11 protein-coding genes, 1 rRNA gene and 3 pseudogenes are annotated in these 21809 nt (G+C 56.0%); 3 read left to right on the forward strand and 12 right to left on the reverse strand.

All coding sequences use genetic code 11. The annotated features are described in order from the left end of the window. Positions 1-117: 117 nt before the first annotated feature. The 9 genes and pseudogenes from ACOTZP_RS23180 to bcsR all read right to left on the reverse strand — a co-directional run bounded on the left by ACOTZP_RS23180 (position 118) and on the right by bcsR (position 15974). Positions 118-1605: a M16 family metallopeptidase gene (locus tag ACOTZP_RS23180; protein WP_271074882.1), complete on the reverse strand. Its 1488-nt coding sequence runs from the start codon at positions 1603-1605 to the stop codon at positions 118-120. Between the two features lie 221 nt (positions 1606-1826). Continuing rightward, positions 1827-3113: a C4-dicarboxylate transporter DctC gene (gene dctA, locus ACOTZP_RS23185; RefSeq protein WP_022649724.1), complete on the reverse strand. Its 1287-nt coding sequence runs from the start codon at positions 3111-3113 to the stop codon at positions 1827-1829. Between the two features lie 158 nt (positions 3114-3271). Further along, positions 3272-5278 carry a biofilm formation regulator HmsP gene (hmsP, locus tag ACOTZP_RS23190; protein ID WP_023307153.1) on the reverse strand — a complete coding sequence of 669 codons (2007 nt, stop codon included), beginning with the start codon at positions 5276-5278 and terminating at the stop codon, positions 3272-3274. 120 nt (positions 5279-5398) lie between these two features. After that, positions 5399-8881, reverse strand: a pseudogene (gene bcsC / locus ACOTZP_RS23195) (cellulose synthase complex outer membrane protein BcsC). After that, complete coding sequence (bcsZ, locus tag ACOTZP_RS23200) at positions 8863-9969, reverse strand: cellulose synthase complex periplasmic endoglucanase BcsZ (protein ID WP_171932278.1); 1107 nt, start codon at positions 9967-9969, stop codon at positions 8863-8865. The pseudogene bcsC and the gene bcsZ overlap by 19 nt, the downstream one beginning before the upstream one ends. A gap of 6 nt (positions 9970-9975) precedes the next feature. After that, a complete protein-coding gene (bcsB, locus tag ACOTZP_RS23205) occupies positions 9976-12399 on the reverse strand; it encodes a cellulose biosynthesis cyclic di-GMP-binding regulatory protein BcsB (RefSeq protein WP_271074881.1) in 2424 nt (807 codons plus the stop codon). A gap of 10 nt (positions 12400-12409) precedes the next feature. Continuing rightward, a complete protein-coding gene (gene bcsA, locus ACOTZP_RS23210) occupies positions 12410-15025 on the reverse strand; it encodes a UDP-forming cellulose synthase catalytic subunit (RefSeq protein ID WP_022649729.1) in 2616 nt (871 codons plus the stop codon). After that, positions 15022-15774 (reverse strand): annotated as a pseudogene (gene bcsQ, locus ACOTZP_RS23215) (cellulose biosynthesis protein BcsQ). Before bcsQ ends, bcsA begins: the two are co-directional and overlap by 4 nt. An 11-nt stretch (positions 15775-15785) precedes the next feature. Continuing rightward, complete coding sequence (gene bcsR, locus ACOTZP_RS23220) at positions 15786-15974, reverse strand: cellulose biosynthesis protein BcsR (RefSeq protein ID WP_416347029.1); 189 nt, start codon at positions 15972-15974, stop codon at positions 15786-15788. 174 nt (positions 15975-16148) lie between these two features. Between bcsR and bcsE the strand changes: the two are divergent. From bcsE to bcsG, 3 genes and pseudogenes are all read left to right on the forward strand, one after another. Next, positions 16149-17709, forward strand: a pseudogene (bcsE, locus tag ACOTZP_RS23225) (cellulose biosynthesis c-di-GMP-binding protein BcsE). After that, complete coding sequence (gene bcsF, locus ACOTZP_RS23230) at positions 17706-17900, forward strand: cellulose biosynthesis protein BcsF (RefSeq protein ID WP_022649733.1); 195 nt, start codon at positions 17706-17708, stop codon at positions 17898-17900. The pseudogene bcsE and the gene bcsF overlap by 4 nt, the downstream one beginning before the upstream one ends. After that, on the forward strand, positions 17893-19572 hold the full coding sequence (gene bcsG, locus ACOTZP_RS23235; protein ID WP_058645937.1) for a cellulose biosynthesis protein BcsG: 1680 nt from the start codon (positions 17893-17895) through the stop codon (positions 19570-19572). Before bcsF ends, bcsG begins: the two co-directional genes overlap by 8 nt. Before the next feature lie 33 nt (positions 19573-19605). On the opposite strand, the gene birA is transcribed toward bcsG, so the two are convergent. From birA to rrf, 3 genes are all read right to left on the reverse strand, one after another. Continuing rightward, a complete protein-coding gene (gene birA / locus ACOTZP_RS23240; RefSeq protein ID WP_271074880.1) occupies positions 19606-20568 on the reverse strand; it encodes a bifunctional biotin--[acetyl-CoA-carboxylase] ligase/biotin operon repressor BirA in 963 nt (320 codons plus the stop codon). Further along, positions 20565-21593, reverse strand: coding sequence for a UDP-N-acetylmuramate dehydrogenase (gene murB / locus ACOTZP_RS23245; RefSeq protein ID WP_271074879.1), 1029 nt, complete (start codon positions 21591-21593; stop codon positions 20565-20567). The genes birA and murB overlap by 4 nt, the downstream gene beginning before the upstream one ends. A gap of 134 nt (positions 21594-21727) precedes the next feature. Continuing rightward, positions 21728-21809: ribosomal RNA gene (rrf, locus tag ACOTZP_RS23250) — 5S ribosomal RNA — on the reverse strand; the annotation flags it as partial.

A 21809-nucleotide genomic window follows, 5' to 3' on the forward strand; every position in this document is an offset into this window, starting at 1 on the left:
ACAGCCGGACCAGGGCATCGCTGACAGCCCTCAGTCATTTAGAAAGCAACTTTATTGCTTCTGCATAAAAAAATTACTGGGGATCCCTCAGCCCACAGGGAGAGGGAACGCAGGGCCTTACTGGCCCTGCGGAATATCGCTCGCATCCTGGTGCAAATCATCGGCCGCCTGTACTGGCTGCGACGGCGTCGCCATGATGGCGTTCCAGGTGGCCTTTAACTCTTTCATGTCATATTCCGGCTCACCTTTCGGCTGCAACAGAATCAACGCCATATCCTGAGACAGCTGCTGCCGCAGATCCTGATTCAGCATCTCCACGGTCAGACCGTTCAGGAAATCCTGACGCAATTTCTGATACTGCTCCGGCGCGATATCCACGACCTGATTCTGTAAGGAGCGAATGCGCTGGCTGATTAAGATATCGGTATCGGCGCGGGCATAGGTGGCAAACAGTTTCTGCAATTCGAGGGATTTCTGCGCCACCAGGGCGTTAAATTCCTCTTCAGACAGGCCCTCTTTACGCACTTTAGCCAGCTCTTTCGCCACCACACCGAGATTGGCATTCAGCTTATCACCCGGAGATTCGACGTTAATGGCGCACTGGGCGCGCTGGAACAGCACGCGGCAGTCAAAGCCCAGACCAATGTCTTTCACGTTGTTCTTGCTGAGCGTCTGCTGAACATGCCAGAACAGCGCTTCACGCGCCAGGTCCGCACGCCAGTAACGCAACAGCGCCGAGGACTCGCGGATCGGCTGCCAGGCGGTATCCCACATCATCGAAAGACGATCCTGACGCACGGTATCCGTCATGATACTGACCGTCTCAGGACGCAGCGGGGACAAAGTAGGAACAGGGGCGGGCGTTTCACGCTTCCCTTTTAGATCGCCAAAGGCTTTGTTGATCTGCTCTATCACCGCACGGCTGTCCACGTTGCCCACTACAATGAGGGTCATGGCATCCGGGGTGTACCACTGCTGGTAGAAAGATTTCACCTGCTCTGGATCCACCGGCTGTTTCAGCGGTTCTGCCGGGTCGTGGCCAAGCAGCGTGGACCCTTTCAGGCGGTAGCGCCACCAGCCTTCTTTGGTATCCGTCGGCCAGGTCGCCACCATGTCGCTGTTGCTCAACGCATAGTTTACGGTCTCAGGCGTAATCGCCAGTTTGCCGGTGGCATCGGAAAGATAGGTCAGCGCTTCTTTAAGCAGATCGTTACGGTTGTTGGGCAGGCTCAGATTAAACATGGTGTAGTCATAGGAGACCACAGCCGGGGGCAGCGGGCGTTTAGGATCGATGGCCTGTTGCCATAAAGAACGCACCTGAACCGCCTGCAAACTGCCGCTCTGGGTGAGCGCCAGTCGAGGAATAAAATGGCTTAAGCCGGTCTGCTGGGTGCTTTCAGTGAGGGAGCCGGTATTCACAGCCAGACGAATTTCAATGCGATCGCTCGGACGTTGCGGAGTGGATAACACCTGCCACTGGAATCCGTTCGCCAGTGTTCCCTGTTGCCAGGCCGGGTCTGGCTGGAGCGCATCTGCCTGCACATAACTGGCTGCTGCCATCATCAGCAAACCGCCGGTTAAGAGTCGAATTTTTGTGCCCTGCATGTGAACCCCTGATCAACATTCCTGGTTAAAGAGAGTGTCTCGCGACGTGAGCACTCAAAGATGACGATGAAAACCTTCCGATTAGACAGCGTGTTCGGCTAAACGTCACGGGCGGAAGCGAAATATACCCAAAAAAATTTTGTCGAAATATGACAGGTATGAGCGGTTATTATGCGCAGGTGCCCGCATCCCCACAAGGGAATACGGGCATTTATGAGGGATTAAGAGGATAAACCGGGGGTTTTGTCCTCAGATGTGCGATTATTCAGCGTATCGTTAAGTTTCTTGTGATCCAGCTCTTTTACCCACTTCGCCACCACAACCGTCGCCACACCATTACCAATCAGGTTGGTTAACGCGCGGGCTTCAGACATAAAGCGGTCGATACCGAGGATCAGGGCCAAACCCGCCACCGGCAGATGGCCAACCGCTGAGATAGTGGCCGCCAGCACGATAAATCCGCTACCCGTTACGCCCGCCGCCCCTTTCGAGGAGAGCAGGAGGACGACCAGCAGCGTAATCTGATGGAAGATATCCATGTGGCTGTTGGTGGCCTGAGCAATAAAGACCGCCGCCATCGTCAGGTAAATCGAGGTGCCGTCCAGGTTAAAGGAGTAGCCCGTAGGAATAACCAGCCCCACCACTGACTTACGGCAGCCCAGCTTTTCCATTTTATCGAGCATACGCGGCAGCGCGGACTCAGAAGAGGATGTGCCGAGGACAATCAGCAGCTCTTCACGAATGTAACGGATAAATTTGAAGATGCTGAAGCCGGTCGCACGAGCGATGGAGCCGAGCACCACCACCACAAACAGAATACAGGTGATATAGAAGCAGATAATCAGCTGGCCAAGCTGTACCAGCGTGCCGACGCCGTATTTCCCGATGGTGAAGGCCATCGCGCCAAAGGCACCAATCGGGGCCAGACGCATAATCATGTTGATGATGCCGAAGATAACCTGCGAGAAGCTTTCAATGACGTTAAAAATCAGCTGACCTTTGCTGCCAAGACGGTGCAGGGCAAAGCCAAACAGCACGGCAAACAGCAGTACCTGGAGGATATTTCCGCTGGCGAACGCGCCAATCACGCTGCTCGGGATCACGTCCAGCAGGAAGGCAACAATCCCCTGATCTTTCGCCTGTTCAGCGTAAACCGCCACCGCTTTCGCATCCAGCGTGGCCGGGTCAACGTTCATGCCCGCGCCAGGTTGTACCACGTTGACAATAATCAGGCCGATAATCAGCGCGATGGTACTGACAATCTCGAAGTACAGCAGGGCAACCGCCCCCGTACGCCCGACCGCCTTCATGCTTTCCATGCCGGCGATACCGGTCACCACGGTACAGAAGATGACCGGCGCGATGATCATTTTGATGAGTTTAACGAACGCGTCGCCAAGCGGTTTCATTTGCGCGCCCAGCTCCGGGTAGTAGTGACCGAGCAGAATACCGATGGCGATGGCTGTCAGGACCTGGAAGTAAAGACTTTTGAAGAGTGAGGTTTTCATAGGGTGTCCCTGGAAGAATAACTACAGGCTTTGTAAGGTTATGGTTAACCTGCGGCTTTAAAATAACACCCACATAACAGGACAGAAATAAACGGGGTTCAAATTTGAAACACAAATGTTAAGAACTTTGAGCTGGCTCGCACAAGCCAGCAACAAAATTACACTTTTGCGTTATTGCCAGCGTCGGCGAGATAGCGTCGCTCAAAGGTATCCGTCGGCACGGCGCGGCCAAACAGGAAGCCCTGACCGCTCTCCACACCCGCCGCAGCCAGCCACTCGCGCTGGGCTTCGGCCTCAATACCTTCGGCAGTCACGTGCAGGTTCAGGCTGTGCGCCATCTGGATAATGGCCTGCACCAGGCTGCAATCCTCCGGCAGCCCTTTCACGAAGGTTTTGTCGATTTTCAGGACGTCCACCGGCAGGGTTTTCATGTGCTGGAGCTGACGCAGGCCGGAATACCCCATACCAAAATCGTCAAGCGCAATGCGGATCCCGGCATTACGCAGCGGTTTCAGAATGGCGACAGCGTCGTCAGGATTGTCAATACAACGGCTCTCGGTGACTTCCAGGATCAACGTGTGGGGCTGGATGCGGTAGCGATGGATCAACTCGAGCATATCCGGCACCATAGTCGGGTGCATCAGCTGTAGCGCAGAAAGATTCACCGACAGCGGCAGCGTGATGCCCCGTTGTTGCCAGGCCGCAAGCTGGCGGCACGACTCTTCCAGCACCCAGTATCCGACGGTGACCATCAGGCCGCAGGACTCGATACGTTCGATCATCCCCTCAGGCAGCTCCCACGTGCCGTCCGGCTGCTGCATGCGCAGCAACGCTTCGGCGCTGGTCACTTCACCCGTGCGCAAATCCACCTGCGGCTGTAGCCAGAGCGCAAACTGGCGATTGTCCATCGCCGTCAGAATGTCGCTCTCTTCCGTCAGGCGCTGCTGGGCTTTTTCCATTTGCTCCGGATCAAAGAACTGGATCTGGTTTTTGCCTTTTCGGCGCGCGGTAAACGCTGCTGAGAAAGCCCGACGGTATAACTGCTCGGCGGTCAGACCACCGTAGTACATTGCGATACCAATGCTGGCACTTGGGCGAAGCTGGATACCCTGAATGGGCAGCCGCTCATTTATGACAGTGAGTACTTGCTGACCTAACGTAATAGCGTGCCACGGCTCTTTTACACCGTGCGCAATCACCACCAGGTCATAGCCGCTGACCTGGGTAAGTACCATGCGCGGCGCCAGCACAGATTTGATTTTTTCCACCAGCGTCAGTAATAGCATCTCGCGCTGGCTCTCTTTCAGCACGCCCGTCGTGTCCTGCAAGGTCTCGCAGGCAATCACCATCAGCGCGGTGGTCTGCTGGCGAGCGACGGTCTGCTCCAGCAGGGCCATTAAAAACGCTTTGTTTGGCAGGTCGGAAACCGGGAAACGGGTGGCGTTATTACTGACCTCTTCCTGCTGACGCAGGACACGCTGCTGGTTGATATTGTAACTGCGGACCAGCATGCCGATTTCATCGTCGTGATGCAGACGCGGCAAGGGAAGCTGATGCCCCATATGCTCCTGCGGAGAGAGGTCATTCAGCTCCCGGGCTATGCGGCGCAACGGATGCACAATTAACCGGTTGATGCACCACGTCAGCGCCACGCTCAACATTAAGGTCAAAAGTAAGTAAGTAGTCACTAACGTAGCAACCCAACTCATGACGAATTTATACATGCGGTACGAGTCCGCCTGTAGTACCAGATAGGCCAGCGGCTGCGGGTTAGCCGGTCTTTCCAGGGAATAGAGAGGCAGGGAAATCTGCACCGGCAGTTCAAACAGGCGCATCACCATCATCGGGACGGGACGCTCCGGGATAAAGCTCATCCGCAGCGCCTGGAACTGGTTCGGCAGCACGACGTCGGCGCGGCTCACGATACCGGCGGGCTGAATGCGCTTCAGGATAGATTCCGCCTCGGGGATATCCCCTTTCAGGATCGAGGCCGACAGGGGTTCCCGCACCGAGCGGGCAATACTTTCCAGTTGCGAAGCCGTGTTATAGCGATTCTGCTGTACGGAATGAAACAGCAAAATGACGCAGAAGATGAAGACAAACAGCATTGTGACGGCAGACACCATCGCCATCTGTTTGATCGTTAAGGAACGGCTGACACGCAAAATGACTCTCCACAAAACTCGAAGCGCAGGGCGCACCAGGGCGTAAACCTGGTGCGCCCGAGTATACCCGATAGCTGCACTTTTAAGAGAGACTTACAATTAGATTAAGCAAAAATCCGATCACCAGTCTGCATAAGGCACCAGCGGTTCCGGCGGTAAGTCCATATCACCCTGCCAGCCTGCGGCAGAATACCGAACATAGAGCAACGCATGGCTCGGGGTATAGTCTTTCGCTTCCTGAATATCGACGCCCAGACCGACAAACCAGTTGGACGTCACACGGCGTTCAACAATCGCCCTTGCGGTATAACCCGTCCCTGACGAGCTACTTCCAGTTCCCATCACACCTTTATCGGTATAACGGCCTGGCTCATTGTCCGGGATCAGCCCCTGCAACGGATAACGCATCACATCCTTTGTTTTTGAATGGGACCATGAGACGGAACCGCCCAGCTCCCATGACCAGTTCTCTGTGCGTTTACGCCAGTTCACCGGTAAGGCGAACGACACATACTCCTGGGGACTGTAGTAACCGCCCTGGCCCAGCGAATAGCCACTTAAATCCTTATCGTAATGCCAGAGCATGTTGGACACACCGACCGTCAGACGCTCGTTGTTCTGATTGATAAGCTTGTAGTAATAGCCGGTCATCCAGCGGACCCGCCAGTTATCTTCGACATTCTTCCCGGTGAGGCTGTCGGCACTCAGGCTTGACCAGATCCCGTTAGCTTCGCCTTTGTCGTAGCTCATGCTCACGCCGCCACCGGTAGCACGCACGCCGCCCCAGGTGGTGTCGGTATTAGGATCTTTTTGCCCGGCGAAGGCCAGCACAGAGCTGGAAATCGGACGACGATGGGCGTTCAGGGTGTAGCCAATCGGCCCCAAGTCGTTGCTGTAGCTCAGGCTGCCCACCACATCGACCACGTCGAAGCCCATCGGCGTTGTACCGATGTCCCACGCCCAGGTGTTGTTCTGCCAGCCGACGGCCACGCTGGCGCCGTTGGCCGACTGGTTCGTGCTGCCGTGACATGGCGTTTCGGCGCAGGTACCCCATGTCGGATCGTAGGTTCCGTTATTGGTGTCAAAGGAACCGGCGTTCATATTGACCAGATCGCTACGGAAGAACATGCGGCCATCCGATAGCGGCGCATCCACCTGGAGCATAGTGGTGTGCGCTTTCAGGTCGGAATAGCCCCCCGTGCCGCTGGATCCCCAGTAGTCGTGTTGCAGCGTGACGTTCAGATCCTGCTGACGATAAAGATCGCCTGCATCGCTGCGCACGCCGCGCTTCAGCCAGTCATCTTTCTCATCGTTACGCGTAAGACGCGTAAAGCTGTCGTTATCGGTCGGACGGGTCGTCGTGATGCCCGATGAGACCATCGCATCTTTTCAGGTTTCCAGCGCCTGCTGAGGCTGGCCGTTTTGCGCCTGGAAACGGGCGGCATCACGCATCACCAGCGCGCTTTCCATAGAAGGCGGCTGCGATTTTGCCTGAGGAACAATGGCGTTGAAGGTCTTTTCTGCCGCGGCAGGATCACCCAGACCGGCCTGCGCCATGGCGATCCGGCGCTGCATATTGAGGGAGAGCGGTTCGCCGTTTTGTGCCGCGGGCAGTTTCGCCAGCTCAGCGCGAGCGGCGTCCCTGTTGCCCTGAGCAAGATTGACTTCGGTCAGGCCGAGAATTGCGTCTTCGTTCTGCGGTTCCCGTTGCAGGACGGTGTTGTAGGCGGTTTTCGCGGCCTCGTGATCGCCACGCTGTTCAGCCCAGTCCGCCAGCGTTAAGTCAATACGGGTGGACGGGGGCTGCTGGCGAAGCAGCGCTTCCGCTTCCTGCTCTTTTCCACTGTCGCGCAGGCGGTTGGCGGTTTCCAGCACCTGATTACTTTGCAGGCGGTCCGCCAGCGCCTGGATGTTGCCGTTCCACTTGTCGCGCGGCAGCGTGTTCAGATGCGCCAGCGCGGCCCGGTCCCGATCGTTACCGGACAGGTACAGCCCGCTGGCGTAAACCTGATCCGGATCGCCCGGTTTCTGGCTTGCCAGCTGGCGCATCAGGTTATCCGCCTGGCTGCGCTGACCCGCGCTATACAGATCGCGTGATAGCCGGTAGGTGATCCACACGTCGCCCGGGGAAAGCGCAAGGCGTCGGCGCTGAATTTCTGCGGCCTGCGCATAGTTTCCCTGGCTTTCCAGCTGTGCAGCCTGAGCCGAGAGCTGCTCGTTCGTCAGGCTACGTTCAATATCATCAATGCTGCGGCGCTGGCTGGCAGAGAGCGACTGAATAAACTGCGTCGCCTTCTCCGGAGACTGCTCGCGATAAATATTGGCAAGACCGCGTACCGCGTTGCTGTTGCCGCTGTCCATCCGCAATGCCTGGCGATAATAGCGTTCAGCCGCGTCGTTATCTTTCCGCGCCGCCGCCGCGTCACCCAGCCCCAGGACCGCGTAGCTGTCCGTATTGTCAATGTTGCGCGCCTGCTGATAATAGCGTTCCGCCTGGGCTGTCTTGTTGGCTTTCAGGGCGTTATCACCCTGCTGGATCAGCAGCCAGTATCGGTTAACCTTCAGCAGGCTGTCCCATTTGCCCCGGTTGTCGCTCTGCGGATCGAGGGCGATCGCCTTTTCAAACTGCGCAACCGCGCGGGCGCGATCGCCTTTCTGCGAATAGGCCTGCCCCAGCGCGCCTACGGCTTCACTGTCGGCGTGGTTGGCGCTGACTGCTTTCTGCAACTCCGTTACCGCTTTACTGCCCTGCCCGGCATCCACTGCGGCTAACCCTTCGGCTTTGGCGCGAAACGCCGGATCGGCGAGCTGTTTTTGCTGCGCTTCAAGCTGGGCGCGCGCCGCCGTCACGTTATCGCCATCGCTGAACACGCTCAGGTATTGTTGCAGCGCGGTAACGCTGGCGCTGCTGGCCGGCTGATCTTTGATCTGCTGGTACCACATGTCCGACGCCTGACTGCGGCCATTGTTCGATTTGGCCATCTCCTGTAAAACCGCAAACCCTTCATCACGCCGTCCACTCTGGAACAGAAGCTGCGCCAGCGAAGCCTGTAGCGGGGCGTTGCCCGGACTGCTGGCGTTGATTTTCTTCAGCTGATTAATGGCCAGATTGCGGCGGGCAGGCTCTTTCGCCACCACGTTCCAGTACTCCGTCGCGATGTCGCCGCTGGGCGGATTACCGTCAAACAGTTTGTCATACGCGGCAATAGCTTCCTGCGTGTGCCCGGTGGTGGCGAGCAGGCGAGCCTGCTGGAGGGCCTGGCGACCATCCGGCGTGGAGAGCAGCATGGTCGTACGGGAGGACTGGTATGCACTGGAATCGGGTGCCATTCCTTTCAGGCGATCCAGCTCTTTTTGCGCGCCCGCCGTATCCCCCTGTCGTAACAGGTAGCGGAAGCGAGCGGCAATCACGTCCGGGTTGTTGGGGTCGATCAGCTCAAGGCGATAGAGCGACTGGCGCACCAAATCCTCACGCTGGGTGGATTCCCCCAGACGAACCTGTTCCAGCAGCTGTCTCTGCTGCGGGGAGTTGGCGGCCTGGGCCAGGGGCATGAGCACCAGGCCAAGCGATAAGGCGAGTAGATTTAGTGTGAACGTGCGCATTCCTGGCCCCAATCCGGTAGTAATTCACCTTGCGCGGTGAAACGAAAACGATGCTGATCCCACCCTTGTCCAAAGAGGGTCAGAACGTAGCTGTAATAAGCATTGTTATCGGGAAAACGATCGGCGACACGCTGGCGTTGCACCGCCTGCGCGTCCCGTTCTTGTAAAAATGGAAGCAGGGAGGCAGAAAACCCTACCGGCCCATCTCCGGTACGTTTCCCGGTCGCTACGTCCACTTTTTCCGGCGGTAAGCCTTGTTTGATTGTGGTGGTCGCCATGGGCTTGAAACGCGCCAGTAGCCGGGCTTTTTGTGGATCGTTATCGTTCATCATCCCTACCCACAGATAGACGCGAATCGCATCGTAACTGCCGATCAGGGTCGTATCCTGCTTCAACTGCCAGCCGCCCTTTTTCTGGTATTTCACCCAGTTCGAGGAAAATCCTTTTGGCGCGGTCTCCAGCAGCAGACGCAGGTTGGTTTCACGGAGCGTTGTCCACGGTGCGCCGAAACGGGTGAAATAGCTCGCAAGCTGCGGCGGCAGGTAGCTGGGGTTGAAGCGCCAGACACTCTCTTCGGCAAAACCGACTTTACCCGGCAGCAGCATAGAACCCAGCCCCGGCACCTTCACCACTTCCTCACTGGCAATGCGCGTCAACAGCGCCTTACCCGTGCGCGTGTAATCGGGATTTTTCCACAGCCGCCCGGCTTCCAGCAGCGACCAGGCTATCCAGATATCGGCATCGGACGCGGAGTTAGGGTCGATAACCGCCCAGGTGTTGTCGTCCTTTTTTCCCCATAGCCACGCCGGGAGATGTTGGGCTAAATCCCCCTCGGCAAGGTTATCGCGCGTCCATGTCAGCAGCAGATCAAACGTCTTGCGATCGTTTGCTGCCAGGGCAAAGAACAGTCCATAGCTTTGCCCTTCGGAGGTGGTGATTTTGCGCGCGTCACTGGGATCAATGACGCGCCCACTTTCGCTCATATAATCCTGCTTGAACGTCTCCCAGGCAGGCCAGCGACAGGCGGCATGCAGATTCGCCGCCGCCAGCATCAACGCTGCGACTACACACCCGCGAAAGATTTTCATCACGGCTTACTCATGGTCCGGGTTAAGAGGACGACGGCTTATGATTCGCAGCAGACGCCACAATACCCACGCCAGCAATACAACGCTGAGCGCAGCCAGCACGGCCAGCAGCACCGGGTGGTTAGAGAGGGCGTACCACAGGCGTTCGAACCACGGCAGATGACCGACGTAGTAGACATCCCCCACGCGCAGGCTGTTTACCCCCGACTCACGGATCACCGAGACGGAACCGAACATTGCCGCCCGTTTACCGCTGTCGTTCATGGCCGTGTTGAGCAGCTCATAGCCGCGCGGGCTGTCCGCCAGCAGGGCGATCACGCTGCGCTGGTCGTTATACGGAGACTGGAAGCCAACAATCGCAGCCATCGGACCCGTTGAGCTTACGGTCGTCCTGATATTGGCCTGACGATCGCCGCCGTCCGGCATGATGCTTGGGAACTCGGTCTGACGCAGCGGCGTGTTGACCCATGACTGAGCCGCCTGCACCAGCAGATCGACGCGCTTCTCGTCTTTCAGCTTGTCCGGAATGTTGCCGATGACCATGATATCGGCATCTTTGTTCTGGATCTGGCTACCGTCATCCGTCACCGTCACGTTGATAGCCGGTAAGCCGGTTTGCGCCCCGACGGTGCCCATGGTGTCCAGCAGCGTGGCAACCTGGCCTTCGTTGGCCGCTTTTGGCATCACGACAATCGATTCAGAGAGATCAGCCATGCGGCTGAACGGGAAACTGGCGTTAGCAAACGCACGCAGATCCGGCATCGCGATAAAGTGGTAATACTTCGAGAAGTCGATTGTGGAATCATCACCAATCACCACGTGGTTTTGCACCGGCTGGAAGGTAATACAGTTTTCCACCGATCCACCCGGCATCGGGTTCATGTACTGGAAGTTAAACCGCAGCTGGTTCACCGCACCGAGCTTCAGCGCCGGGATCGACACATCGGTTTTACCATCCAGCAGCCCCTGCAATACAGGCAGACGAAGCATCAATCGGTTTGTCTCCTGGCTGCTGGTCAGGCTGAAGGATTGCAGGAACTGGTTGTTGAGGCTGATATCCATGCGCGAGCTGTCTTTGGTTACCGGCGCGGTGTAACGGTAGTTCAGGTTGATATCAATACCGTTGGTGCGCAGCAGATAGAGATCCGGCGGCAGGTTCAGCGACAGGCTGACAGGAGAAGGTTCAAGCCCGGTTGACTGCAATTGCTCTTCATAGGTTTTCAGCTCGCCGAAGGTAATCGCGCGGTCGGTGCGGACCCAGTTCGGCGCATCATAAGGCTTACGTGCCAGCAGCGGTTTCACCTCATCCACCACGACGCTATTACCGCGGAACAGGATATTGCCCTGCGCAATGCCTTTTGCCGCCTGCACCAGATCTTTATCATCACGCCCGAAGATCACCAGCAGCTTCACGTACGGATTGTCCGGATGGCTGATCATCTCGATGGTGGGCGCTTTCACCTCTGGATGGTCCCGCAGGAATGCCGGGCGTTTGGCGTTGGTGGCAAACACAATCGCGTTTTTGTCCGGCATTTTGTCGTACATAACCGGGAAACTCTGGCCACGCCAGCCGGAGCGGGAACCAAACCAGGATGCCACGATAGAGGCCGCCAGCTGTTCGGTCACATCAGGAGAGCCCGCAAACACCATTGGCAGGTTCAGTGGACGGTTATCACGCGGGTCGAAGAACGGCACCGGGAAGGCGGAGAGATCGTTTTTCAACGCCAGCGGCTGATAGGTCATCTGAAGCGAAGAGTTACGACCAACATCCAGCCACAGGGTGCTGCTGGCCGGGTTTTCACAGACATCGCGGTAATGGCCGACAAATTCCAGACGCACGCGGTTAAAGTCGGTGATAAACAGCGGGTTAATCGGCACCTGAGCCAGGGTTTTCTTACCCAGTTGCTCTTTGGTGACGGGCAGGACGTCCATCAGCTCATCATTCAGATAGACCTTAAGCTGGGATTGCACCGGCAGCAGCGACGGCGATGGCGTGTATTCCAGGTTGAGCATCGCTTTCGACACGACTTCATCGCTACGCATACCGAATTCGACACCGCCATTTGGGTTGATGCCGCGCAGAACCATGCTGCCCGGAGGAGGCGCGATCTGGGCGAACGTCAGCTTAACGTCACGCGACGGCGTATTTTCCGCAACCACCGGTGCACTGGCTCCCGGCACGCCAGGCATAACCTGCCCAACCACCGGGTTGTCGGCGGGCAGCGTATTCCCCGTCGTCGGCTGATTCGGGACGACGTTTTCCGTCTGCCCCGGCGCCGCCGTCACTACCGGATCGGTCGCTTGCGCGACGACAGGCACCGTTGGCGCGGGTGTGGTCGCTGCGTTATCAGGCGCCGCGTTAGCCACTGTTGCAGGGAGCGCACTCATCCCCATTGCCACTGCACATAACCAGGAAAGTTTTGTTTTCATCGCGTTATCATCATTGTTGAGCCATAACCGGGTCCGCCTGCTTCGCTTCATCTCGCTCAGGTCGACGCGGAATGAACGACACGACCCAGGAAACCAGTGAAGTAAGTGACCGGAAAATTAATTTCACCGACGACGGGGCAAATTCTGCAAGGTGACGATAGCCACGGAACCCCAGCTTAAGAATATCCAGCAGGCTTTCCAGAGGCTTATCCTCAGGGAAGCTGTCCTGCCAGAGAGCCCACGTATCCGCGCGGGCAAACGTACACTGCACAAAATCAATGTGTTGCTTTTTAGTCAGCGGCATCAGTTGCAGACCCACTTCATTTCCTCTCACACGCACCACCTGCGTCGGGAAGACATACTCCTGCTGGCCGCGCTTAAGCAATAGGTTGACCTTCTGCCCCTCAAGCACCTTCGCCTGACCGTTGATCTTGATACCCAGACCGCCATCCGAAAAGTCATGTACGGTACAGGAGAAGAGATGTCCATCGTCGCGGGCAATGGCCGCTGGCATGCTGATTTCGACGCGATGCGCGCGGCGAACCTGTTTGCTCTCAACCGATACCGCCACCGCGCCACCGAGGATAATCAGGTTATAAAACACCCACGCCATACTCACGAAGACCGTCAGAATTTCGTTTTCCGGGCCGTAGAAGTAGCGCCAGACCCCAACAATCACGCCCACAATATTCAGCAGCACCAGGAAGATATAGGGCCGGGAGATCACCCAGTCGACATACTCCTCTTCCACCAGCCCGCCCTTCGCGGTGACGTTGAATTTCCCTTTATGCGGGTTAATCAGCGCCACCATGGTTGGCGGCGCGATATACCAGGCCAGCACCGTTTCGTAGATTTCACTCCAGAACGAATGGCGATATTTCCCCTGAATCTTCGAGTTCGTCAGGCTGGCGTGGATCATGTGCGGCAGAACGAACAGGGCAATCATCAGCGCAGGCGCATAGATGATGTAAGCGTGAAGAAGCAGGAACGCCAGCGGCGCAGTGAGGAAGATAAGCCGTGGAATACCCGACAGGAAGTGGAACATGGCGTTGACGTAGCACAGCCGTTGCGCCAGTTTCAGTCCTTTACCCATCAGCGGGTTATCGAGGCGGAAAATTTGCACCATGCCGCGCGCCCAGCGAATACGCTGGCCGATGTGCGCCGACAGGGATTCCGTGGCCAGCCCCGCCGCCTGAGGAATGCGCATGTAGGCGGAGGTATAGCCAAGACGGTGCAGACGCAGCGAAGTGTGCGCATCTTCCGTGACCGTCTCGACGGCGATCCCGCCAATTTCATCCAGCGGTTTACGGCGGATCACCGCACAGGAGCCGCAGAAGAATGTTGCGTCCCACATGTCGTTCCCGTCCTGCACCAGACCATAGAACAGTGTGCCCTCGTTCGGGGTTTTACGAAAACGACCGAGGTTACGTTCAAACGGGTCCGGTGAGAAGAAGTGGTGCGGCGTCTGCATCATCGCCAGCTCTTTCTCCTTCAGGAACCAGCCCATGGTCATTTGCAGGAACGAGCGCGTTGGCACGTGGTCGCAGTCGAAAATAGAGACGAACTCCCCTTTGGCATATTTCAGCGCATTGTTGATGTTACCGGCCTTAGCGTGTTCATGCGTGGTACGGGCGATGTACTCAACCCCTACTTCGTCCGCGAACTGGCGGAACTCGGCGCGGCCACCATCATCGAGGATCCAGATTTTGATTTTATCCTTCGGCCAGTCGATACCCAGCGCGGCGTAAATGGTGTTTTTCACCACCGACAGGTCTTCGTTGTAGGTCGGTACGAAGAGGTCCACCGTTGGCCACTGGGTCGTGTCTTTTGGCAGCGGCACCGGCTGTCGATTCAGCGGCCAGATAACCTGGAAGTAACCCAGCACCAGCACGATCCAGGCGTAGGTCTCAGCAAACAGCAGCACTAACCCACACACCAGGCTGACCGGATCGTCCCAGTTCAGCGTTGAGGTATATCGCCACCAGATGTAGCGGCAGGAAACGGTCAGCGACAGCACGATCAGCATCAGGGCAGAAAAACGCCCCGGAATGCGCCGCACCAGCAGAGCCACGCCCCACAGCAGGATCAGGAAGGTAAACTGTGCCAGCGGGTTGAAGGGCTGGGTAATACAGACCAGCGCCAGTATGAGCGAGAACACCACCACCACGCCGAGAATAAAACGCCGTAAGCCCGGGTGAAGGTGCCCGAGCTCTTTGTGATTATCTAAATGACCTGTTCTATCGCCAACCCGATCGGGTAGCCGGTTAAGCCACTGGTGATAGTGTTCACGTAAGTTCTGCACGCGATCGAAGCTGCGCCAGCGGGACGTTTTTTTCTCCGCACCCGTTGAGGTCGCCAGAAGCCAGATGGACTGTATAGCGTAGCGCGCGGGATCGAGCGGACGCGGCTTGTCAGGGTTGATATGCGGATAGAGTTCACCGTGGCGCGCACGAATACGTTGCCAGCGTGGATGTTCGAGGGGGATGAACATCCACGCCAGAATCATCCATAAGCAGCCCAGCGCAGCGCTCAGCGATGAGGCGCCGTGATGACGGTAATGGCGGTAGCGTTCACTTAAGCGCGAACTGACCGGCGGGATGAGCAACCAGTTGGTCAGGCGGCTCATACTGAACTCCCGGCAGGCTCCGGCCGTTTAGCAAAGTGCAGCAGACACCAGTTGGCCAGCGTCAGGATCTCTTCTGCCGCCAGTGAATCACTACGGTACTCCCCAAGCGGTTGTTTGGAAGCGAGGCACTCCGCCATCGCTTCGTCACGATGAATAACCATTGGCAACAGGCGGCGCTGACTCTGGAGCTAGACCTGGTACAGATCGTCCTGGATCTGGCTGCCAATGCGCAGATCGTTAATCAGAATATGGGCATTGGCAGGCATTGCCTGTTGATGCAGACGGATATGACAATTCGCATCTACGTTCGCAATGGAGAGCACATGGTCGCACTGCGCCAGAAGCTGGCGGGTCAGCGACGCGGCGCCGTGCGGCAGGTCCAGCAGGATCCACTGATAGTGTCCGCTCTCTTTCAGACTCTGCAAAGCGGTGGTGAAGCGAGAGAACAGGCGCTGAAACGCAGCTTCATTCCCGCGTTCGGTTTCCGTCATCTGACCAAAGGGAAGCAAATCGAGCTGGGAGGTATAGCGCAAACCCGCATCCCGCCAGTCTTTATCGTCCAGAAGCGCGCGCCCCCAGCCGTTTTCATGTGTAAAGTCGACATTGAATGACATGCGCAGCAAATTATCGGAGCAGGCATCAATAACCAGTACTGATTCACCTAAAACCTGTAATGACCACGCCAGCGCCGCGGTTACGGAAGTTGTACCCACTCCACCACGGACGCCCTGTAATCCTAGTACGGCCATCAATGGCTTCCTTATTGTTGTTGGGCAAACTCAGCTAATAACGGCCAACGTTTAATAGCCGCAGCCAACTGTTCCCGCGGGGAAATATCGGTGTAATCTATTTCAGGCAATGAAAAAGCCTGCGTGAGCGCCAGAAAATCGTTTTGGAATGTGTAACCCAGGCTTGGGTCGACTGGAGTTGCGGGTTCGTTATTTTGCATTCTTATTTCATCCCTTTGAGTAAAATCATAAGATTCAGATGCAGCGAGGCGTCCTGCCCACGAAATTTCATTTACATGCTAAATCTGATGTTCTTTAATTTCAATGTTAGGTTTATTTCTACGCTTTCGCTAGTAAACTGAGAGACATAGAAATTCGACGAAAAGAGGGACACCGTGGACTCCATATTTTCTATTGGCATCCAGTCATTATGGGACGAATTGCGCCACATGCCAGTCGGAGGAGTCTGGTGGGTTAATACGGATCGTAATGAAGATGCCATCAGTCTGGTAAACCAGACGATAGCGGCGCAGGGTAAGGATTACCGCGTGGCCGTCATTACGATGGGCGATGAGCCAAAGTCAATCATCAGGCTCGAAACTGACCGTGGACCCCAGACAGTACGATTATTTTCCATGCCAGCGGAGGCCGACAGTTTATACTTTTTGCCCCGCGATATTCAGTGCTCTATTGTTCCTGAACACTATTTACTGATTCTTAAATGTTCTCAAAACGGTCTACAAAATATCCCGTCTGAAAAACTGCTGAAATGGCTGGGAAGAATCAGCAGATGGGCAAAAAATCAAAATTGCACCTTATTGGTTGTTAACCCAGGCAGTAATAACGACAAACTTTTTTCACTTTTAATGAGTGAATACCGTTCCCTCTATGGCCTGGCCAGTATTCGTGTCCAGACTGACAGCCATCTTTACGACGTGGCTTTCTGGTGCAATGAAAAAGGGGTGAGCTCCCGACAGCAGCTTACCCTCAAAAATGTCGGGGACGAGTGGCATCTTGCTCAACAGGAAGAGACGGTGGTTCAGCCACGCAGTGATGAAAAGCGCGTTCTGAGTCATATTGCGGTACTGGAAGGTGCGCCTGCACTGTCTGAGCACTGGTCACTGTTCGAAACCAACGAGGCCTTATTTGATGAGGCGCGCCACGCAGGCGGCGACCATTATCTTCTCGTTGATCCAGAATAACCAAATCGAAACGCTGGCACGGCACATTCACACATTACGTCGCCAGCGCGGCAGCGCGTTAAAAATCGTGGTACGTGAAAATAATACCAGCCTGCGCGCCACCGATGAGCGCTTATTACTGGGCTGCGGCGCGAATATGGTCATTCCCTGGAATGCTCCCCTGTCGCGCTGTCTGACGCTGATCGAAAGCATTCAGGGCCAGCAGTTTAATCGATATGTTCCGGAAGATATCAGCACCCTGCTTTCAATGACGCAGCCGATGAAACTGCGCGGCTACCAGAAATGGGACACCTTCTGCGATGCGGTGGGCAACATGATGAGCAATACGCTTTTACCGGCAGACGGAAAAGGGGTGATGGTTGCCCTGCGTCCTGTGCCGGGCATTCGCGTTGAGCAGGCGCTCACCTTGTGCCGCCCTAATCGTATCGGGGATATCATGACCATTGGCGATAATCGCCTGGTGCTGTTCCTCTCCTTCTGTCGGGTGAACGATCTGGATACCGCCCTGAACCATATCTTCCCGCTGCCTACCGGGGATATTTTCTCGAACCGCATGGTCTGGTTTGAAGATAATTTGATCAGCGCTGAGCTTGTCCAGATGCGAGCCCTGGCACCTGAAAAATGGGCCAAACCGTTGCCTGTAACAAGTGGTGCCAAACCGGTTCTGAACGCGAAACATGATGGGCACGTATGGCGTCGGGTTCCTGAGCCGCTACGCTTAATGGATGAGAACAAGGAGAGCGTTCCATTATGAATATCAGCGATATCATCCAACTGGTTGTTCTGTGCGCGCTGATTTTTTTGCCGCTTGGCTACTATGCACGCCATTCCCTGCGCCGTATTCGCGATACGATCAGATTACTGTTCGTCAAACCTCGCTATATTAAACCCGCCGGAACACTGACTCGCGCTTCAAACGTCAAGGCAAACCGAAAACATGACTAATTCTACCTATACCTCTTCAGCGCCATCGCCACTCTGGCAATACTGGCGCGGTCTGTCCGGCTGGAATTTCTACTTTCTGGTGAAGTTTGGTCTGCTGTGGGCAGGCTATCTTAATTTCCACCCGCTGCTTAATCTGGTGTTTATGGCATTCCTGCTGATGCCAATCCCGAACCTCAGGCTGCACCGTATACGTCACTGGATTGCTATCCCTATCGGTTTCGCCCTGTTCTGGCATGATACCTGGCTACCCGGCCCCGAAAGCATTATAAGCCAGGGCTCCCAGGTCGCAGGTTTCAGTGCGGACTATATGCTCGATCTGGTTGAGCGCTTTATTAACTGGCAGATGATTGGCGCGGTATTTGTCCTGCTGGTTGCCTGGCTGTTCCTGTCTCAGTGGATCCGGGTGACGGTGTTTGTCGTCGCGATTATGATCTGGCTAAACGTACTGACGCTGACGGGCCCGAGCTTCTCGCTGTGGCCAGCCGGTCAGCCGACGACAACCGTAACCACCACGGGCGGTTCCGCCGCCGCTACCGTCGCGACAGCAGGGGATACGCCTGTGGTTGGGGATATTCCAGCGCAGACGGCGCCGCCGACATCCACGAACCTGAACGCGTGGCTCTCCAGTTTTTACGCTGCGGAAGATAAGCGTCAGACGAAATTCCCGGACGCGCTGCCTGCTGATGCTCAGCCGTTTGAGTTGCTGGTCATTAACATCTGTTCTCTGTCCTGGGCTGACGTTGATGCGGCTGGTTTGATGTCGCACCCGCTGTGGTCGCATTTCGATATTCAGTTCAAAGACTTCAACTCGGCCACGTCGTACAGCGGCCCGGCGGCTATCCGCCTGCTGCGCGCGAGTTGTGGGCAGCCCTCGCATAAGAACCTCTACCAGCCGGCAGCTAACCAGTGTTACCTGTTTGATAACCTGGCAAAACTGGGCTTTACCCAACACCTGATGATGGGCCATAACGGTCAGTTCGGTAACTTCCTGAAAGAAGTGCGTGAACAGGGTGGCATGCAGGCCCCACTGATGGACCAGAAAGGGCTGCCAGTGACGTTACTGGGCTTCGATGGCTCGCCGGTCTATGACGATACCGCCGTACTTCAGCGCTGGTTCGACACCGTCGGTAAAGAGGAAGGGACGCGTAGCGCGACGTTCTATAATACGCTGCCGCTTCACGACGGGAACCATTATCCCGGCGTAAGTAAAACGGCCGATTATAAGGCCCGTGCGCAGAAGTTCTTTGACGAGCTGAACGCGTTCTTTAACGAGCTGGAAAAATCAGGTCGTAAAGTGATGGTGGTGGTGGTCCCGGAACATGGTGGAGCGCTGAAAGGCGACAGGATGCAGGTGTCTGGTCTGCGCGATATCCCAAGCCCGTCCATCACAAACGTTCCGGCCGGGATTAAGTTCTTTGGCATGAAGGCACCGCATCAGGGCGCGCCAGTTGAGATCACCCAGCCAAGCAGCTATCTGGCCATCTCGGAACTGGTTGCTCGCGCTGTAGACGGTAAGCTGTTTGTGGAAGATAGCGTGAACTGGGATCAGCTCACCAGCGGGCTGCCGCAGACGGCGGAGGTATCGGAAAACGCCAATGCGGTGGTGATCCAGTATCAGAATAAGCCTTATGTCCGACTGAATGCCGGGGATTGGGTGCCGTATCCGCAGTGACCTGCTACACCCTCTCCCCCTGTGGGGAGAGGGTTACTCTGCACTTCGTAATGAAATTTCACCGCCCACCCAGGGCTTAATCACGCCATTCTGTTCAAGCAGCAACGCGCCCTGCGCGTCAATGCCGCGTGATGTGCCGTAAATCTCTTTATCCCCAATCAGCAGCTTCACCGGTCGGTTAATAAAGTTATCCAGCTTTTCCCAGCGGGACAGGAATGGCGCTAACCCCTCTTGTTCAAAGAGCGTCAGCGAACTACGCAACTCATTGATCATGCGGACGGCAAGCGTATTGCGATCGATGGTGATCCCCGCTTCCTGTAGGTTGGTCCAGGCCTGGTTCACGACATCGTTCTGCACGTTTCGCATCACCATGTTCAGCCCCGCCCCAATGACGATCTGTGCGGCATCGCCTGTTTTTCCCGTCAGTTCGACCAGGATCCCCGCCAGCTTTCGATCGTTGAGATACAGATCGTTGGGCCATTTTACCCGCACCTGATCGGCACCCAAATCATGCAGCACCTCTGCCATCACAATGCCGATGACCAGGCTCAGCCCGATGGCCGCAGCTGGCCCCTGTTCAAGCCGCCAGTACATGGAAAGGTAGAGGTTGGCGCCAAATGGCGAAAACCACTTACGCCCCCGGCGGCCACGTCCTGCCTGTTGGTACTCGGCAACGCAGGCATCACCGGATTTCAGCTCGCTCAGGCGATCCAGCAGATACTGGTTCGTCGAATCAATGACCGGCAATACCGCGACGTTACCGTGTCCAATCTGGCTGCGGATGATCTCTTCATTCAATAACTGGATTGGTTCCGGCAGGCTGTAGCCTTTTCCCGGCACCGTAAACACATCCACGCCCCAGTCGCGGAGCGTTTGTATATGTTTATTGATGGCAGCGCGGCTCATGCCCAGCTGTTCGCCCAGCTGCTCGCCAGAATGAAACTCGCCATCAGCAAGAATACCGATGAGAGTTAACGGAATAGTATTGTCCTTCACGCAATGGTCTCCACGGCATTCACTTCGCCCGTTCGGCCAATAAAGCGAACTTCAGGCTCCAGCCAGACGTTGAATTTTTCGCCCACGCGCTGGCGAACATGGTGCGCCAGGTTGACGACATCCTCACTTGTCGCGTTGGACTGATTGATCAGCACCAGTGCCTGCTGACGATGAACAGCAGCGCCACCAAGCGTAGTACCTTTTAATTCACATTGATCGATAAGCCAGCCTGCGGCCAGCTTCACGCTGCCATCCGCCTGAGGATAATGCGGGGCCGTTGGCCAGCCAGCGAGAAACGCTTTCGCATTTTCGCGGCCGATCACCGGATTTTTGAAGAAACTGCCCGCATTTCCGTTAACTTTCGGGTCCGGTAGCTTGGTCATTCGCATGTGGCAAACGGAATCAAAAACCTCACGCGGTGTGACGGTAGCCGGATCGAGACTGGCCAGATCGCCGTAAGTCAGAACGGGTTTCCATGCTTTCGCCAGACGCAGGCCAACGGCCACAATGACAAAACGATCCTGATAGTCGTGCTTGAAAATGCTGTCGCGATAGCCAAAGCGGCACTGCTCTGCGGTCAAACGCTTCGCCGTTCCGGTCGCGAGTTCGATGCAGTCGACATATTCGCAGACGTGTTTCAGTTCAATGCCGTAGGCACCGATGTTTTGAATAGGAGATGATCCTGCACAGCCCGGGATGAGGGCCAGGTTTTCCAGTCCGGGCATCCCTTTTTCAAGGGTATATTGCACCAGATGGTGCCAGTTTTCGCCAGCACCCACGTGTAAATGCCAGCTGTCAGCGCTCTCTTTACGCTCAATCCCCATGATGCGATTAACGATTACCGTCCCCGCAAAATCATCGAGAAACAGGACATTACTTCCTTCGCCCAGAATAAGTACGGGTTCACCGTTTTCTGTTGCGTTTTGCCAGGCATTCAGCAACTGCTGAGCACTGTCGACACGTACAATTTGATTAGCATTCCGTTGAATACCAAAGGTATTCCAGGGCTTAAGGGAGTGATTCATAGACGCTATCCTGATGCAAAAACCGGGATAGTTTACCGTATATACGAAGGGATGGGTGATTAGTTTATGGAAAGGAAGCAGGTGCAGAAACGCAAAAAGGCCATCCTTTCGGATGGCCTCTTCACTTGTTTGATGCCTGGCAGTTCCCTACTCTCACATGGGGAGACCCCACACTACCATCGGCGCTACGGCGTTTCACTTCTGAGTTCGGCATGG

Source organism: Enterobacter cloacae complex sp. SYL001, from assembly GCF_049237025.1.
Classification (GTDB): Bacteria; Pseudomonadota; Gammaproteobacteria; order Enterobacterales; family Enterobacteriaceae; genus Enterobacter; species Enterobacter intestinihominis.

Excerpts from the sequence above, each read along its gene's own strand:
- ACOTZP_RS23180 (WP_271074882.1), bottom strand. The coding sequence starts at position 1,605 with ATGCAGGGCACAAAAATTCGACTCTTAACCGGCGGTTTGCTGATGATG.
- dctA (WP_022649724.1), bottom strand. The coding sequence starts at position 3,113 with ATGAAAACCTCACTCTTCAAAAGTCTTTACTTCCAGGTCCTGACAGCC.
- bcsZ (WP_171932278.1), bottom strand. The coding sequence starts at position 9,969 with ATGAAAATCTTTCGCGGGTGTGTAGTCGCAGCGTTGATGCTGGCGGCG.
- bcsB (WP_271074881.1), bottom strand. The coding sequence starts at position 12,399 with ATGAAAACAAAACTTTCCTGGTTATGTGCAGTGGCAATGGGGATGAGT.
- bcsA (WP_022649729.1), bottom strand. The coding sequence starts at position 15,025 with ATGAGCCGCCTGACCAACTGGTTGCTCATCCCGCCGGTCAGTTCGCGC.
- bcsR (WP_416347029.1), bottom strand. The coding sequence starts at position 15,974 with ATGCAAAATAACGAACCCGCAACTCCAGTCGACCCAAGCCTGGGTTAC.
- bcsF (WP_022649733.1), top strand. The coding sequence starts at position 17,706 with ATGAATATCAGCGATATCATCCAACTGGTTGTTCTGTGCGCGCTGATT.
- bcsG (WP_058645937.1), top strand. The coding sequence starts at position 17,893 with ATGACTAATTCTACCTATACCTCTTCAGCGCCATCGCCACTCTGGCAA.
- murB (WP_271074879.1), bottom strand. The coding sequence starts at position 21,593 with ATGAATCACTCCCTTAAGCCCTGGAATACCTTTGGTATTCAACGGAAT.